We start from the raw sequence: 15,093 nt of genomic DNA, 5'->3' as shown, positions 1-15,093 counted from the left end.
ACCCCAATCTCTCTCGTCGCCTCGGGCCCAAATTGCTCCGGTTTGGAGTTTCTCGGGGCGAGGGGCTGTCATCAGGCTGCCGGGCTGGGACTCTGCATCTCGCTGATGGCTCGGGCCAGCCACTCCGACATGAGCGAGCGTTCGGCACTGCTCAGCGTGGGGAGGCCGGGCACCGCGGTTGCGAACGTGACGGTCAGAGGCAAGACATCCGCCGCCGGCGTGGGAGGACGGTCGGTGAGGATTGCCGCAGCGACCGCGTCGAACATCGCCGCGGCCAGGTCCGGGTCACGGGAATCCGGTGGCTGCGACAGCAGGGCCACGACAGCGCCGGTGCCGGCGGCATGGATCATCTCGGTGGCCCGGGCCTCGTCGACCCGCAGCAGACCGGCCTCGGCCAGCCGGTGGACCCGGTGCCGTAGCACATCCCGCCCGGCGTCGGTGGCGGCCGATCGCCGGCCCGGGGTGTTGATCAGTAGATAGAGCTCCGAGTTGGCCAAGCCGAACTCGACGTGCTTCGCCCAGCCGGTGCGGAGCTCGGCGAGCGGGTCGGCGTCCTCGGGGCCGGATTTCGCGTGCACATATTCCACCATCGCGTGCTCGGCCAGCGCGTCGAGCAGGCCGTCCTTGTCGTGGAAGTGGCGATAGATCATCGGCGGCTGCACACCTGCGGCCTGCGCGACCGCGCGTGTGGTGACGGCGCGAGCACCCTGCTCACGGAGCAGTCGGCTCGCCGCCTCGATGAGCATCGCGCGAACCTCGCCGCGCTCTTCCGCGATCTCCACCTCAACCATGAATCGACGATATCACCTCTTGCGTTCCAACGGAATTCCGGTGGTATCGTCTGAGGCGTTCCACCGATATCCGAAGGAGTTGCCATGATCGTCGTTACCGGAGCCAGCGGGCACCTGGGGTCGCGGATCGTCGACCGACTGCTGGAGCGGGTTCCCGCCAGCCGAGTCGGTGTGAGTGTTCGTGACGTGGGAAGTGTGCCCGGCCTGGCCGAGCGTGGGGTCCGCGTCCGCAGCGGTGACTTCACCGAGCCGGCCTCACTGGAGCACGCGTTCGAGGGTGCCGATCAGGTGCTGGTCATCTCGGCCGCGATCCGTGGTGGCGGCGCCTTCGAGGCCAACCGTGCCGCGATCGACGCCGCCCATCGCGCCGGGGTGACGCGGGTGCTCTACACCAGCCATCAGGCCGCGTCGAGGGACTCACTGTTCGGCCCGCAGCCGGTGCACGCGGCGGCCGAGGAGCATCTGGCCGGCCTCGGCATCCCGTTCGCCGCGCTGCGGAACGGTTTCTACACCAGCACGATCCTCATGCATCTCGGCGACGCACTGGAGACAGGCCGTCTCGTCGTCCCGGAGGACGGCCCGGTCTCCTGGACCGACCACGCCGACCTGGCCGAGGCCGCCGCGATCACCCTGGCCGGCGAGGGCGCTCTGGACGGCACCACTCCGCCGCTCACCGCTCCCGAGCTGCTCGATTTCACTGATGTCGCCCGGATCCTGGGCGAGATCACCGGCCGTTCCATCACCCGGGTCATCATCAGCGACGAGGACTGGAAGGCAGCTGCCGTCGACCGTGGCTTCCCGCCGTTCGCCGCCGACTTCACGCTGGGCATGTTCCGTGCGGCCCGCCGCGGCGAGTTCGCCATCACCGATCCCACGCTGGAAAAGCTCACCGGCCACCCCGCCACCTCGGTCCGCACAGTCCTGGAGCGCTTCGTGACTGCCGGCTGATTCCCCGGGTGGAGCGATGGTCTGCCGGCATGGCGATCCACGTCTGCGGCCCGTGCCTGCGCGGTGGGGCAGGCGGGCGGGAGTGTGGTGTCGGGCGGCGGGGCGACGAGGCGGCCGGGCTGCGGGCGGCGGGGCTGCGGGGCGACGAGGCGGAGGGTGACGGGGCGGCGGGTGACGGGGCGTGGCCGCGGACGGCGGTGCCGGGCGGTAGGAGCGCGGCGGTCCGCGAGCGGCGTGCGAAGGGCGGGGCCTACTCGCGGATGAACTGGGTGGCGGCTTGGGCCAGGGCGGATTGGAGAGTCTTTGGGTCGTGAGTGGTGGAGAAGGCGTTCAGAGCGGCGTTGACGGCGGTCTGCCAGGGCTGTGAGCAGGCCGAACCGTGGGCGCAGGACGGGACCGGGGTGGTGGATTTCCAGTCGGCCATGGCGGACCTCTGATACGGCGAGAAGCCCGTGGACGGAATGTCGGTACGGGCCGGGATCGAGCCCTTGGCGGCGTTGAAGGCCTGCTGGCCGGAGGCGGAGCTGACGGTCTTCAGCCAGCATTCGGTGCCGCTGATGTTGGAGGCTCCGGTGGACAGGGTGAACGAGTCGGCCAGCCACTGGAAGGTCTTGCCGTTGCCCGGGAAGGTGAACCAGCCGTAGCCCGGGAAGCCCTTGGCCGTGAGGTCGGCGGCCTCCCAGTCGCCCATCAGCTGGTAGCCGGCCTGGCCGTCGATCAGGAGACGTTCCGCCTGGGGCCAGTCCAGCGTGTCGCGGTCCAGGTTGCCGTAGCTCAGCAGAACGGTGAAGTCGTTGATGGCCTTGGTGACCGGGGAGCCGCTCCAGTCCGTCTCGCCGGTGAAGAGGCCGGCGAAGCCGTCCGGGCCCAGATCGGTGATGAGGACCGCTTCCAGCAGCATCAGTTGTGTCCAGTCGCGGCCGAGGGCGAGCGGCGCCTCGATCCCGGCGGCTTTCAACGCGGACAGGTTGGCGATGAACGAGGGGAGATCGTTTGGCGGAGCGGTGATTCCGGCGCGGGACAGGACCGTGGGGTTGGTCCAGATGACGTTGGCGCGGTGGATGTTGGCCGGTATCGAGTAGATCTTGCCGTGCACGGTGAGGTCGTCGATCAGGCCGGCGGGCAGGGCCTCGCGCAGTCCCCAGCTGTCGTAGTACGCCGTCAGGTCCTCGACCTGACCGGCGTCGATGTAGTCGGTCATCTCCGCGCCCGCGTGGGCCTGGAAGGTGTCCGGCGGATCGTGGCGGGCCATCCGCTGGGTGAGCGCCTGCTTGGCGTTCACGCCGGCGCCGCCGGCCACGGCGCCGTTCTCGAAACGCTGGCCGGGACAGTCCGCGTTGAAGCGGGTGACCAGCGCGTCGAGCCCGGCTTTCTCCCCACCCTCGGCCCACCAGGTGAACACCTCGACGGTGCTGGGCGGCGGTTTGTCGTCGTCGCCCGAGCCGCAGGACGAGGCGGTCAGCAGCGCGGCTACTGCGAGAACGGCCACCATACGCATGCCGCCCAGAGTATTACCGAACGGTTAAAAGCGCCTCGCTCGAATTTGTCGCCGGAAGATCCCGGCGCCCCCGGAAAGGACCGAGCAGGATGATCAGTCCGGCAAGTGCGTACGTCGCGGTCATCACGGCGACGCAGAACCGATTTCCGTACGCGGTGGCCAGCACGCCGCCGAGCAGCGCACCCACCGGGATCGTCCCGAAGTTGACGAACTGCATCGCGGTCAGCACCCGGCCGAGCAGGGCCGGGGGCACGTACGCCTGGCGGAAACTGCCCGTGATCACGTTGCCGGCCACGACGAACGCGGCGACCAGGGCGGTCCCGGCGACGAACGCGAGCAGGCCGGTGCCCGGTCCGGTGAACGGGATCAGCAGCGACGCGCATCCGGCCGCGGCCTTGGTGGTTCGAATGGCACGGGCGGCACCGAATCGCCGTACCAGAAATGGGGTCGCACTTGCGGCGGCGACGCCGCCCAGGCCCGAGGCGGACAGCAACAGCCCCACCGTGCCGGTGCTGACGCCTACGTCGCGGACGAGGAACACCACGAGGATCGCGCCGTATCCGTTGAGCGCGAGATTGCTGAGCGCGCCGTGCGTCATGAGATTCCGCAGGTAGCGGTCATGCAGCAGCCAGGTCAGTCCGGCGCGGATCTCGCGGGCGATGCTTCTGCGCGAAGTGTCAGGGCGACGTCGATCCCGGCCGGGCGGCAATCGGTGTGGCACAGGGTCGTCGCGGTCAGCGGGCGATGGCTGTGGCTCGTCGTCACAGGTGGGCGATCGGCGTGGCCCGTTGTCGGCCGTGCGCGATGGCTGCGATCCGGCGCGGTCCGCAGGCGACGGGTGGGATCCGACGAGGTCAGCGGGCGGCGGGTACGGGTTGCGGTTGGCCGTTGGCTCGGGATGGCTCTGGTGGATCGGGCGTTCCGGGCGGCGGATCAGGGACAGGCCTACGAACGAGGCGGCGAAGCTGGCCGCGTCGATGGCCAGACCGGTGGCCGCGCCCGCGGCCGCGGCCAGCGCACCACCGAGCGCCGGGCCGGCGATCTGGGCGGCCGAGCCGCTGCCGTTGGCCAGCGCGTTCGCCTGGATCAGCTGGTCCGCTTCGAACATGGCCGGGAGATAGCCGGTGTACGCGATCTCGAAGAAGACCGCGGCCACGCCGGTGAGCAGGGCGACCAGGAGCAGGTGGGTGACGGTGAGATGGCCCAGCCAGGCGGTCAACGGGACGCTGGCGACCAGCAGCGCGCTGGCCGCGTCGCAGGCCAGGAGCACCGGGCGCTTGGCGACCCGGTCGACCCAGGCGCCGGCCGGGAGTCCGATCAGCAGCCAGGGCAGCCAGGCGGCGGCGGTGAGCAGGCTGACCGTCAAGGCGTCCGCGTTCAGGACCTGCACGGCGAGCAGCGGGGTGACCACCGAGGCGACGGCGCTGCCCAGCTTGCTGACGGTCAGGCCACCCCACAGTTTGCGGAAGTCGCGGTCCCTGAGGAGAGACATCACGGCCTCGCCGGGAAGCCGCGGCCCAATACGAAGACCGGCACCCGGTCGCCTCGTTCCGGGCGGTCCCGATATCGGGAGAGCAGGGCGTTCATCTCGTCGCCCAACTCGGAGAGTTCCTCGGGGGAGAGGAACAGCCAGCCGTCGGTGGAGAAGGCGCTGGTCACCCATGGCTCGGAGCGGGCCGCCGGACTGCCCAGCCAGGTGCGGGCCAGGTCGATCTGGCGCTGCAGGCCGATCGCCTCGGCGGCGTCGGCGGCCTCTGGGGAGAAGTCGGTCGGGTTCCAGCTGATCCGCTGGTCGGTCATCCGCCACCAGTGCTCCTTGCGGTTGCGGGCCAGGTCGGGGGCCTCCTCGATGAGGCCCGCGTCGGCCAGCACCCGCAGGTGGTGGCTGACGTTGGCGACGGCCTGGCCGGTGGCACGGGCCAGGGCGCTGGGCATCGAGGGTCCGTCGACACGCATCGTGTCAAGCAGGCGGCGGCGCAGCGGGTGGGCGACGGCCTTGAGCACGGCCTCGTCTCTGATCTCAGCCATGACCTCAGAATGCATGGTAAAGAACTCTTGCGCAACGCCTCTTTACCAAACATCATCGATGCGGGGCGCGGGGCGCGGGGCGCGGGGCGCGGGGCGCGGGGCGCGGGGCGCGGGGCGCGGGGCGCGGGGCGCGGGGCGCGGGGCGCGGGGCGCGGGGCGCGGGGCGCGGGGCGCGGGGCGCGGGGCGCGGGGCGCGGGGCGCGGGGCGCGGGGCGCGGGGCGCGGGGCGCGGGGCGCGGGGCGCGGGGCGCGGGGCGCGGGGCGCGGGGCGCGGGGCGCGGGGCGCGGGGCGCGGGGCGCGGGGCGCGGGGCGCGGGGCGCGGGGCGCGAGGCGCGAGGACGCGAGGACGCGAGGACGCGAGGACGCGAGGACGCGAGGACGCGAGGACGCGAGGACGCGAGGACGCGAGGACGCGAGGACGCGAGGACGCGAGGACGCGAGGACGCGAGGAGGGATTGTTGACAAAGGTGTTCACGGTGGGCTTATCCGGGACATAGGTGCGTGACAGTGCGCGCACAAATGTCGATGTTTCGCTCTTTCCGACACATGAGGAACTGCACATTAGGAACTCAGGAAGGGCGGCACACTTTGACTGAGCAGGAACTGGACAACGCGGCATACGTTCGCGAGGTCCACGACAAGGGACTGGCGTTCGACCTCGGCACGATGAACCGGCGGCGGATGCTCACCCTGATCGGCGGCACAGGTGCGGCCGTCGTGGTCGCCGGCACGCTGGTCGCCACGGGCGGGTCGGCGTCGGCCGCGACGCTGGAGGAGATCGAGTCGGAGACGGCGGGGCCCTACCCGGCGGACGGCTCCAACGGTGTTGACGTGCGCACCGAGTCCGGCATCGTCCGCAGCGACATCCGGTCGTCGTTCGGCACGTCGACGACCGTCGCGGAGGGTGTTCCGCTGACGTTCTCGATCGCCGTGGTCGATCTGGAAGGTGCGCCGATCGTGGGTGCGGCGGTGTACGCGTGGCACTGCGACCGGGACGGGAACTACTCGCTCTACTCGACCGGGATCACCGGGGAGAACTATCTGCGGGGCATCCAGGAGACGGACTCGGCCGGCACGGTCACCTTCACCAGCATCTTCCCGGCCTGCTACTCGGGGCGCTGGCCGCACATCCACTTCGAGGTGTACTCGTCGCTGACCAATGCGACCAGCGGCGACGGGCCGATCATCAAGACGTCGCAGATGGCGATCCCGGAGGACGTCGCCGATCTGGTGTACGCGACGGACGGCTACAGCAAGAGTGTCACGAACCTGAGCCAGGTGAGCCTGGCCACCGACAACGTGTTCGGGGACGATTCGGCGGCCCGGGAACTGGCGACCGTCACCGGGAGTGTCACGGCGGGGTTCGCGGCGACGCTGACCGCGGCCGTGGACCCGAGCGGGACCGAGGAGGGCGGGGGCACGCCGCCGTCCGGAGGTCCGTCAGGGGCGCCGCCGTCGGGGAGCCCGTCGGCGACTGCTTCCGCCAGCGCCACGGCTTCGACGACGACCAGCGCAACGGCTACGGCGAGCGCGACCACCACGGCGGCCGCGCCCAGGCCCCGGCAGCAACAGCCGCAGAAGAAGAAGCAGCGTCATTGGTGGAACCCGTTCGGCTGGTAAAACCCCCGAAGGGTGGGAGGCGCGGAATCCGGAGGAGGCGCTAAAGGCAGGGGAGCCGTGGGGGCACACAACGCGCGGGGCCCGCGGCAGGTCGGGGCGACGCGGGACCAGCCGAACAGGTCGGCGTGGTGCACCGGGGCCACGCTCGTGATGGCGGCGCGACCAGGGCACGCAGCCCGTCGAGGAACGCCTCGCTGCGGGTTGCTGCGGGCGGGCGGCTTCCGTCGTACCCAAGCAAGGGTTTGATCTTGAAACCGGGACGCGGGCCGGCCCCCAAGCGAACCCGCGCCCCGGTTTCCCACTCAGACCTCGGCCGTCAGCTCGTAGACCTGGGTGGTGGGGTGGCCGGCGCGTTCGTGCACGCGCATCACGGCCTCCTTGCTCGGACCGGTGCTGAGGCAGAAGACCTTGCCGGCCTCGGGGTCGAGCCAGGCGCGCTCGAAGTGCACACCCTCCTCGCCCTCGATCTTGAGGTCGGCGTCGTGCGCCGCGTTCAGCTGGTCGGCGGTGACGCCGAAGAATCCGTCGTGGACGTCCATGAACTTCGCCATTGAAGGGTCTCCTCGTTGTGCGGCGTTTGTCCTGCCGCTACAGCCTGGGCCGATCGGCGCCGTCGGACATCGGTCATAACACCTAGGAAGCCGGGGGACGGCTCCTAAAGTTCCGCTGTGACCCTCAGTAGTCCCGTCTTGATCGGACGGAGCGACCTGATCGAGCTGGCCGAACGCCGGCTGTCCGAAGCTGCCCAGGGCACCGGGGAGCTGCTCCTGCTCGCCGGAGAGGCCGGCATCGGCAAGTCCCGCCTGCTCCTGGAGATCAGCCGGCGGGCCGTCGCCGAGGGGTTCGCGGTGGTCGGCGCGGCGGCCGCCCCGGGCGACCTGGAAGTGGCCGCGGGCCTGCTCACCGACCTCGGCGCGGGTCTGCGGAGGGACCCGGCGACGGAGGCGACCGGCATCCGGATCGGGCAGCGGCTGCGGGATGGCGCGGACGGTGACCCGGACCGGCACCGGCGGCTCCTGGTCGCCGACCTGGTCGAGATGATCGAGCGGGTGGCCGCGTGCCCACGTCCGATGCTGATCACCCTGGAGGATCTGCACTGGGCCGACGATCTGACCCTGGATGTGCTCGGCCGGCTCGCGTTGCGCGCCCGGTCGCTGCCGATCCTGCTGGTCGGGACGTATCGGAGTGACGAGTTGTACCCGCGGGTGCCGATGCGGAGGTGGCGGGCCCGCCTGCTCACTCAGCGTCATGCCGAGGAGATCCGGCTGCCCCGGCTGGGTCGTGCGGACACCGCGGCGCTGGCCGCGGCGATCCTCGGGGAGCCCCTGGCCGGTCCGCGAGTTTCCGCGGTGTTCGACCGCAGCGACGGGATTCCGCTGCACGTCGAGGAGTTCCTGGCGGCCGCGGACGGGGTGCCGGACACCCTGGCGGACGCCGTCTTGTTCCGCGCTGAGCAGCTCGGTGCGGCGGCGCGGGAGCTGGCCGGCGCGGCGTCGGTGCTCGGCCGCTCGTTCGATCTGGACCTGCTCGCGGCGATCACCGGCGAGCCGCCCGCGGTGATCGACGGGGCGCTGCGTGAGCTGGGCGAACGGTTCTTCGTGCAGGGGCGTGGGGACGGGCTCGCGTACGACTTCCGGCACGCGCTGATCCGCGACGCGCTGTACGCCGAGCTCACCCCGTTGCGGCGGCGTGAGCTGCACGGGAGGGCCGCCGAGGCGGCTGCCGCGGTCGGTTTCGCCGCCGCGTTCGTCAGCGATCAGTACGAACGGGCACAACGTCCGAAAGAGGCTTTTCCGTACGCCGTGCGGGGCGCCGCCGAGGCGGGCGACCTGTCCGCGCACCAGGAGGCGGCCGATCTGTACCGGCGGGCGCTGCGCACCGTCGATCCGGGGTTCGACCGGGCGTTTCTGCTGGCCGCGCTCGCCGGGGAACTGGCGGCCATCGATGACAACGAGGCGGCCGACCGGGCGTACGCGGAAGCTTATGAACTTCGGATCGACGCCGGTGACCCACTCGCGGCGGTGGGCCTGCTGCCGGAGTGGGTCGCGGTGCGGCACCTGCTCGGGGACGGTCTGGAGCAGCGTGTTTCCGCGTTGCGGGCCGGTCTTCCGCTGGCCGAGGGGGCGACGCTCGCCCGTCTGCACTCCGCGCTGGCCGCCGCGCACATGCTGGACCGGCGGCTCGCCGAGGCGCTGGAGCACGGCCAGCGGGCGCGGGCGCTCCTCGGCGCCGCCCCGGATCATGACCTGGATGCCACGGTCGGGTCGGTGCTGCTCTTCCTGGGACGGCTGGACGAGGGCTGTGAACTGCTGGAAGACGTGATCACCCGGACCGTGGCGGCGAATCTGGAGCGGGAGGCGGCGCGGGCCTACCGGATGCTCGGGTCGTCCGCGTCGGTGCTCGTCGAGTACGACCGGGCGGAGCGGTGGCTGACCGAGGGCATCGCCTACGCGGAACGTGCCGAGCGATTCAACGACCGTCACTACATGGCCGCCCACCTGGCCCACGTCCGCTGGGCGACCGGGGACTTCGCGGAGGCTTCCGCGCAGGCCCGGGCCGCGCTCGCGGACGGCCGGGGCGGCATCACCACCCGGATCACCGCGCTGCACGTGCTCGGATATTCCGCACTGGTCGCCGATCCGGCCGCGGCCCGGTCCTTTCTCACCGAGGCGGCCGAGCTCGGCGGCGCGATGCGGGAGCTCCAGCGGGTCTCGCCGGCCTGGTGGGGCCTCGCGGAGCTGGCGCTCCTCGCGGAAGATCCGGACGCGGCGATCGCCCGGTGCGAGGAGGGCTACGCGGCTTCGGCCGCGGTTCGGGACGCTTCCTACCTTTTCCCGTACGTCGTGACCGGCGCCCGTGCCTACCTCGCCGGAACGGGCCCCACGCAGGCCCGGGACTGGGTGTCCCGGGTCGCCCCGCTGATCGCGGACCGGGCCATCCCCGGAACGCTGGGCGCCCTCGACCACGCGTGGGGGCTGATCCACCTGGCCGAGGGGCAGACCGGCAAGGCGCGCGTCCGGCTCGCCGAGGCGGCGTCGTTCTGGTCCGGCCGGCGCCGGTTCTGGGAGGGCACCGCGGTCCTGCTCGATCAGGCCCGCTGCGCGCACCGGTCGCGGCGGCCGGGGGAGGCGGCGGCGCTGGTCGCGGCCGCGCGGTCGGCTTTCGGCCCGCTCCCGGCGGCCTGGCTGGCCGGGACCCCGGCGGCGGCCGGATCCGGCGAGTCGCCGCTGCTGACCGCGCGGGAGTTCGAGGTGGCGCGGCTGGTCGCGGCGGGGCGGACCGACCGGGAGATCGCCGGGCAGCTGGTGATCTCGCCGCGGACGGTGGCGGCCCATGTGGAGCACATCCGGACCAAGCTGGGGGTGGCGCGGCGCACCCAGATTGCCGGCTGGCTGGCAACGGTTGAGCCTTCGAGCTAATTCCATCGTGGTCCGTCAAACGGGCCATAGCTCACGGTCTATCCGAATCGGCACAATCTCCGGCATGAGCGCACCGGGGAACTCTGTCATCCTGCTTGTCCTGCTCAGCGTGTTCGTGGGCTGTATCGGCTACGCGCTGGGGCGGATGCACGAGCGGCGCATGGGCGGGGAGGAGCGGGAAGAGGCATATCGGGACGGATATGACCATGCTGCCCGAAGTGTGTTCAGTCTGGCGGCCCGGGTGGCCGGACCACGGCGGCGCGGGGCGGTCCGGGCCTCGGTGGTGGTCGGGGAGGGCGCTCCCCGAACGGGTGATTCGGTCCCTGAGCCGGAGGCCACGGTCGTTCCCGAACCGGCTCCGCCCGCCCCGGCGCCCGTGGTTTCCGCGGTGGCGGACCCGCCGCCGCTGGTGCCGGTCCGTCGCCGTGCCCCGGATTCGTCCGGGACGCCGCGGCCGTCGTCGGTCGGCTTCCCGGCGCCGGCGCCGCACCCCGGCCTGCCCGAGCCGGCCGCGGACGGCGGGGTGCACTACTCCTCCCTGCCGGATCCGCACTGGCCGGCCGAGCCGGACCCGGCCGTCGCCCCGCTGCCGGAGCCGGGTCCGGCGTCGGTTCCCGCGCCGCGCGCCCGGCACTCGGCGGAGCCGGAGAGCGCCGGTCGGCACACCGTGCCGGACGAGCTGGTCCGGGCGGCGACCTACAAGCTGGCCGCCGACCGGGTGGCCCGGGCCAAGGTCCGGGCGCCGGAGGAGCCGTCGGATCCGCCGGTGCCGCGCCCGCGTGGGCAGTGAGCCGTTTCTGTCGTACCCCCGGATTAGGTTCGGGGCATGGTCACCGTCGATGACGTACGGCGGGTCGCCCGGGATCTGCCACGAAGCACCGAGCACCTGATCCGGGACAGGGTGAAGTTCCGCGTGGGCAAGATCGTCTACGTCGCCTTCTCGCGGGACGAGACCGTCATGGGGTTCGGCTATCCGAAGGAGGAACGCGACGCGCTGATCGCCGCGAATCCGGCCACCTACCATCTGCCGCGCGAGTCCGACCTGCGGTTCAACTGGGTGCAGGCGCATCTGGCCGGGTTGGACGAGGCGGAGATGACCGAGTTGGTGCTGGACGCGTGGCGCATGGTCGTGCCGAAGAAGGTGTGGTCGGCCTACCTGCCACGCCTGGCCTGACCGCTGGGTTGAGGGCCGGCGGGCTGAGGGTTCAGGGCCGGCGGCCGAGGAGCAGGAGGATCTCGGTGAGCGGGTCGGTGTCCGGCGGCACCGGCAGGGCGGGGGCGAAGGCCGCTCCCGGGGCGAGGCGCGCCGCGCCGCCGGGGACGCTGCGGGCGATCGGCAGGGTGGCGGCCAGGGCCTCCGGGGACGGGCGGAACGGGAGCCCGAGCGCCGTGGCGACATCCCAGCCGTGCACCACGTAGTCGACCAGGTGGAACGTGAGCGCCAGGCGCCCCGGGAAGGTGCGGTCGGGGCTCAGCTCCGGCAGGTGTACCTCCCGGACGAGGGCGTCCGGGGCGGCGAAGGCATCGATGACCGCGTCGGCTGCCTCGGCATACCGCTCGGCGAAATCGGCGCCGGGCCGCACCGGCGTCCAGACGGCCGGGTCGGCGCCGTGTCCCCGAGCCGCGGCGGCGAAGCCGAGGTGCTGCACGGTCATGTGCGCGAGCAGGTCGCCGAGGTCCCAGCCGGCGCACGGGGTCGGGCGGGTCAGATCGGCGACGGTGGCCCGGCCGACCAGGTCGGCGGTGGCGCGGATGACGGTCGAGTGGATCGGCCGGAGGTCCTCAGTAATCGTAGGCATAAGCTTACGATCTACTTCAGCGTACGATTAGTCAAGCCGGACGGGGCATGAAAAGCTGCGCGGATGGCGAGGGATGATCTCGGCGCGCTGGTCGCCCGGTTCGGGCGGCGGCTGATCGCGATGGAGCAGCCGATCCTGACCCGGCACGGGGTGTCGATGTGGGCCTACGTGGTGCTGAACGCACTGGCCGGCGGCTCGGTGCGAACCCAGGCGGCGCTGGCCGCGAGCATCGGCGCGGACAAGACGCGGCTCATCCCGGTCCTCGACGACCTGCAGGAACGCGCGCTCATCGAGCGCGAACCGGACCCGGCGGACCGGCGGGTGCGGCTGCTCGGGCTGACCGACGCCGGCCGCGCCACGCACCGGGCGATCCAGGCCGAGATCCGGGCGGCCGAGGACCTGCTGATGGGGGATCTACCCCAAGAAGATCAAGAGACCTTCCTGCGTACGTTGTCAGCCCTCGCCAACCGCATCGGGTGAGTTGACCGGGGTCGGGTTCACCCGGCGGCCGCGACCGCTTCCTGAAGGCCCCGGGCGGCCAGGCGGTCGGCCCGCTCGTTCTCCGGATGGCCGGCGTGGCCCTTCACCCAGTGCCAGCTGACCTCGTGCTTCTGGACCGCGGCGTCGAGACGCTGCCAGAGGTCCACGTTCTTGACCGGCTGCCGGGCCGAGGTCTGCCAGCCGTTGGCCCGCCAGCGCGGGATCCACTTGGTGATGCCGTCCTTGACGTAGACGCTGTCGGTGTAGATGTCGACGACGAGCGGCGCGCGGTTCAGCGTCTCCAGGGCGCGGATCGGAGCCATCAGCTCCATCCGGTTGTTGGTGGTCGAGGTGGCCTCGCCGCCGCACAGGTCCTTCTCGGCCTGGCCCCACCGCAGGACGGCGCCCCAGCCGCCCGGTCCGGGATTCGGCGCGCAGGCCCCGTCGGTGTAGATCTGCACGGCGCGGCTCTGCTCACTCATGCCGCGAACCCTACCGAAACCGCCGGCCCGCAGAAGGAGGGCAACCGGCCGAAAGTACGGGTGAGGGGTTCTTTGGTAGGGCGCGACGGGATCGCCGGAGGAGAAGAGTGAGGGCAGGCCGAGGGGCGCGGGACGAGGAGGTGGCGGCGGTGATGAGACCAGGGCGGGAACGACCGATCGGATGGGACGGCAGTGAGGGAGGCCATCCGTGGGCTGCCCCGGGTGGGCCCCGGCCGGGCCCGCCGTATCGTGGCCGGAGGCGGATCGGATGGGCGGAGCTCATGGTGGGTGGCGACGTGGCCGCGGTTGAGGTACGAGACGTCGTGGTGCGCTACGGCGACACGACGGCCGTCAAAGGGGTGTCGCTCTGCGCCCCGCGCGGGCGGGTGCTCGCCCTGCTGGGCCACAACGGCGCCGGCAAGACCAGCCTGCTCCAGGTGTGCGAGGGCTTCCGTAAACCGGACGCCGGCACGGCCCGCGTCCTCGGCATGGACCCGGTCGCCGAGCACGACGCGCTGATGCCACGGCTGGGCATCATGCTGCAGTCCGGTGGCGTCTACCCCTGGGCCGCGGCCGGGGAGATCCTTCGCCTGTTCGCCTCGTTCGCGGCGAATCCGCTGGATCCGGACATGCTGCTCGACCGGCTGGGCCTCCGCAAGGTGGAGAAGACCCGGTTCCGCCGGCTCTCCGGGGGCGAGCAGCAGCGGCTGAGCCTCGCGGTCGCCCTGGTCGGCCGGCCCGAGCTGGTGTTCCTGGACGAGCCGACCGCCGGCATGGACACCGAGGCCCGCCACACCACCTGGCAGCTCATCGAGGAGCTGCGCGCCGACGGCGTCTCCGTGCTGCTCACCACGCACCTGCTCGACGAGGCCGAGCGCCTGGCCGACGACGTGGTGATCATGCGGTCCGGCGAGGTCGCGGCGACCGGCACGCCGGGCGAGCTGACCGCGGCCGCCGGCATCGACCTGCTCGAGGTCCGCGCCGATCCCGGCCTCGACCTGGCCCCGCTGAAGGCGCTCCACGAGGTGGCCGAGACCTCCCCGGGGGAGTATGCGATCACCGGCGCCCTGGACACCCGGGCCCTGGCCGACGTGCTGGGCTGGTTCGCTTCGGCGGACGCGCACGTCACCGCGGTGAGCAGCCGCCGCCGGACGCTCGAGGACGTGTATCTCTCCCTGACCACCCAGAATCCAGTCGGAGCAGCGAAGTGACCGCCGGAACGTTCTCCCCGGCGCCCGGCCGGGCCCCGATGCGCACGATCATCGGCAAGCAGATCCGGATGGAGCTGCTCCTCACCGCGCGGCGGGGCGAGGCCGTGGTGCTGGCCATGGGCGTGCCGCTGCTGGTGCTGCTCGGCGCCGGCCTGACCCACGCCACCAACCTGCCGACCGACGACCGGCTCGGGTTCGTCGTTCCCGGGGTGCTCGCGCTGACCGTGATGTCCACGGCCTTCACCGGGCAGGCGATCACGACCGGGTATGAGCGCAGCTACGGCGTGCTCAAGCGGCTCGGCGCCTCGCCGCTGACCCGGCCCGGGCTGCTGCTCGCCAAGACGGCCGCGATCCTGGTCCAGATCGTGCTGCAGGTGATCTTCCTGGGGCTGGTCGGGTTCCTGGTCGGGTGGCGGCCGCAGTTCGGCGACATCCTGCCGGCGGCCGGGGTGACCGTGCTGGCCGCCGCGGGGTACAGCGGGCTCGCGCTGCTGCTGGCCAGCGTGCTGAAGCCGGAGACGACGACGGGCGCGGCGACGCTGATCTACGTGCTGATGCTGTCCGTGGGCGGGATCATGTTCGCGGCGCCGGACCTGGGGACGGTGGGCTGGTTCCTGCTGCCGCTGGCGGCGCACGCGCAGGCGCTGCGGGACACGACGATGACCGGCACCAGCATTCCACTGTCGATCTGGCTGGCGCTCGGCACGTGGGCGGTGGTCTGGCTGACGCTCGCGGCCCGCAAGTTCCGCTGGGAGTAAGCCACGGCGGGGCGGGGGCTGGGGTCCATCGATCGGTGGACAGGCGGTGACCGTCGCG

General features: G+C 72.0%; 15 protein-coding genes. 8 read left to right on the top strand and 7 right to left on the bottom strand.

Annotated features, from left to right (window positions below; translation table 11 throughout):
* Nucleotides 1–71: 71 nt before the first annotated feature.
* Nucleotides 72–791 carry a TetR/AcrR family transcriptional regulator gene (locus L3i22_RS45485; RefSeq protein ID WP_221323624.1) on the bottom strand — a complete coding sequence of 240 codons (720 nt, stop codon included), beginning with the start codon at nucleotides 789–791 and terminating at the stop codon, nucleotides 72–74.
* Between the two features lie 84 nt (nucleotides 792–875).
* On the opposite strand from L3i22_RS45485, the gene L3i22_RS45480 reads away from it, so the two are divergent.
* Nucleotides 876–1,739, top strand: coding sequence for an SDR family oxidoreductase (locus L3i22_RS45480; protein ID WP_221323623.1), 864 nt, complete (start codon nucleotides 876–878; stop codon nucleotides 1,737–1,739).
* Nucleotides 1,740–1,989: 250 nt separating this feature from the next.
* On the opposite strand, the gene L3i22_RS45475 is transcribed toward L3i22_RS45480, so the two are convergent.
* The 3 genes from L3i22_RS45475 to L3i22_RS45465 are packed head-to-tail and all read right to left on the bottom strand — an operon-like array spanning nucleotide 1,990 to nucleotide 5,265.
* Entirely contained in the window at nucleotides 1,990–3,237 is a 1,248-nt protein-coding gene (locus L3i22_RS45475) for an ABC transporter substrate-binding protein (RefSeq protein ID WP_221323622.1), read from the bottom strand.
* Between the two features lie 13 nt (nucleotides 3,238–3,250).
* Nucleotides 3,251–4,729, bottom strand: coding sequence for an MFS transporter (locus L3i22_RS45470; RefSeq protein ID WP_221323621.1), 1,479 nt, complete (start codon nucleotides 4,727–4,729; stop codon nucleotides 3,251–3,253).
* Nucleotides 4,729–5,265 carry a helix-turn-helix transcriptional regulator gene (locus L3i22_RS45465; RefSeq protein WP_221323620.1) on the bottom strand — a complete coding sequence of 179 codons (537 nt, stop codon included), beginning with the start codon at nucleotides 5,263–5,265 and terminating at the stop codon, nucleotides 4,729–4,731. The genes L3i22_RS45470 and L3i22_RS45465 overlap by 1 nt, the downstream gene beginning before the upstream one ends.
* 589 nt (nucleotides 5,266–5,854) lie before the next feature.
* On the opposite strand from L3i22_RS45465, the gene L3i22_RS45460 reads away from it, so the two are divergent.
* Nucleotides 5,855–6,886 (top strand): intradiol ring-cleavage dioxygenase, encoded by a 1,032-nt coding sequence (locus L3i22_RS45460; protein ID WP_255657641.1) that lies wholly within the window; start codon nucleotides 5,855–5,857, stop codon nucleotides 6,884–6,886.
* A 302-nt stretch (nucleotides 6,887–7,188) separates the two neighbouring features.
* On the opposite strand, the gene L3i22_RS45455 is transcribed toward L3i22_RS45460, so the two are convergent.
* Nucleotides 7,189–7,437, bottom strand: a complete 249-nt coding sequence (locus tag L3i22_RS45455) for an SCO4226 family nickel-binding protein (RefSeq protein WP_221323618.1) — start codon at nucleotides 7,435–7,437, stop codon at nucleotides 7,189–7,191.
* Nucleotides 7,438–7,554: 117 nt separating this feature from the next.
* Between L3i22_RS45455 and L3i22_RS54510 the strand changes: the two genes are divergently transcribed.
* From L3i22_RS54510 to L3i22_RS45440, 3 genes are all read left to right on the top strand, one after another.
* Nucleotides 7,555–10,305 (top strand): AAA family ATPase, encoded by a 2,751-nt coding sequence (locus L3i22_RS54510; RefSeq protein WP_221323617.1) that lies wholly within the window; start codon nucleotides 7,555–7,557, stop codon nucleotides 10,303–10,305.
* A 64-nt stretch (nucleotides 10,306–10,369) separates the two neighbouring features.
* A complete protein-coding gene (locus tag L3i22_RS45445; RefSeq protein WP_221323616.1) occupies nucleotides 10,370–11,095 on the top strand; it encodes a hypothetical protein in 726 nt (241 codons plus the stop codon).
* A gap of 36 nt (nucleotides 11,096–11,131) precedes the next feature.
* Nucleotides 11,132–11,479, top strand: coding sequence for an MmcQ/YjbR family DNA-binding protein (locus L3i22_RS45440; protein WP_221323615.1), 348 nt, complete (start codon nucleotides 11,132–11,134; stop codon nucleotides 11,477–11,479).
* 31 nt (nucleotides 11,480–11,510) lie between these two features.
* On the opposite strand, the gene L3i22_RS45435 is transcribed toward L3i22_RS45440, so the two are convergent.
* Nucleotides 11,511–12,104, bottom strand: coding sequence for a TIGR03086 family metal-binding protein (locus tag L3i22_RS45435; protein ID WP_221323614.1), 594 nt, complete (start codon nucleotides 12,102–12,104; stop codon nucleotides 11,511–11,513).
* Between the two features lie 63 nt (nucleotides 12,105–12,167).
* On the opposite strand from L3i22_RS45435, the gene L3i22_RS45430 reads away from it, so the two are divergent.
* Nucleotides 12,168–12,584, top strand: coding sequence for a MarR family winged helix-turn-helix transcriptional regulator (locus L3i22_RS45430; protein ID WP_221323613.1), 417 nt, complete (start codon nucleotides 12,168–12,170; stop codon nucleotides 12,582–12,584).
* A 17-nt stretch (nucleotides 12,585–12,601) separates the two neighbouring features.
* On the opposite strand, the gene rnhA is transcribed toward L3i22_RS45430, so the two are convergent.
* Nucleotides 12,602–13,066: a ribonuclease HI gene (rnhA, locus tag L3i22_RS45425; protein WP_221323612.1), complete on the bottom strand. Its 465-nt coding sequence runs from the start codon at nucleotides 13,064–13,066 to the stop codon at nucleotides 12,602–12,604.
* Between the two features lie 296 nt (nucleotides 13,067–13,362).
* Here rnhA and L3i22_RS45420 point away from each other — a divergent pair, with 296 nt between their 5' ends.
* Together L3i22_RS45420 and L3i22_RS45415 are read left to right on the top strand one after the other, a co-directional pair.
* Nucleotides 13,363–14,277 carry an ABC transporter ATP-binding protein gene (locus L3i22_RS45420; RefSeq protein ID WP_255657640.1) on the top strand — a complete coding sequence of 305 codons (915 nt, stop codon included), beginning with the start codon at nucleotides 13,363–13,365 and terminating at the stop codon, nucleotides 14,275–14,277.
* The gene (locus L3i22_RS45415; protein WP_255657639.1) at nucleotides 14,274–15,035 is read left to right on the top strand and encodes an ABC transporter permease; all 762 of its coding nucleotides are present in this window, start codon (nucleotides 14,274–14,276) and stop codon (nucleotides 15,033–15,035) included. The genes L3i22_RS45420 and L3i22_RS45415 overlap by 4 nt, the downstream gene beginning before the upstream one ends.
* The last annotated feature ends 58 nt before the right edge of the window (nucleotides 15,036–15,093 follow it).

The sequence above is a fragment of the Actinoplanes sp. L3-i22 genome (genome assembly GCF_019704555.1).
In the GTDB taxonomy this organism is placed as follows: domain Bacteria; phylum Actinomycetota; class Actinomycetes; order Mycobacteriales; family Micromonosporaceae; genus Actinoplanes.
Note: the sequence above shows the minus strand (reverse complement) of the source record. Positions and strands in the feature narration are given on the sequence as shown.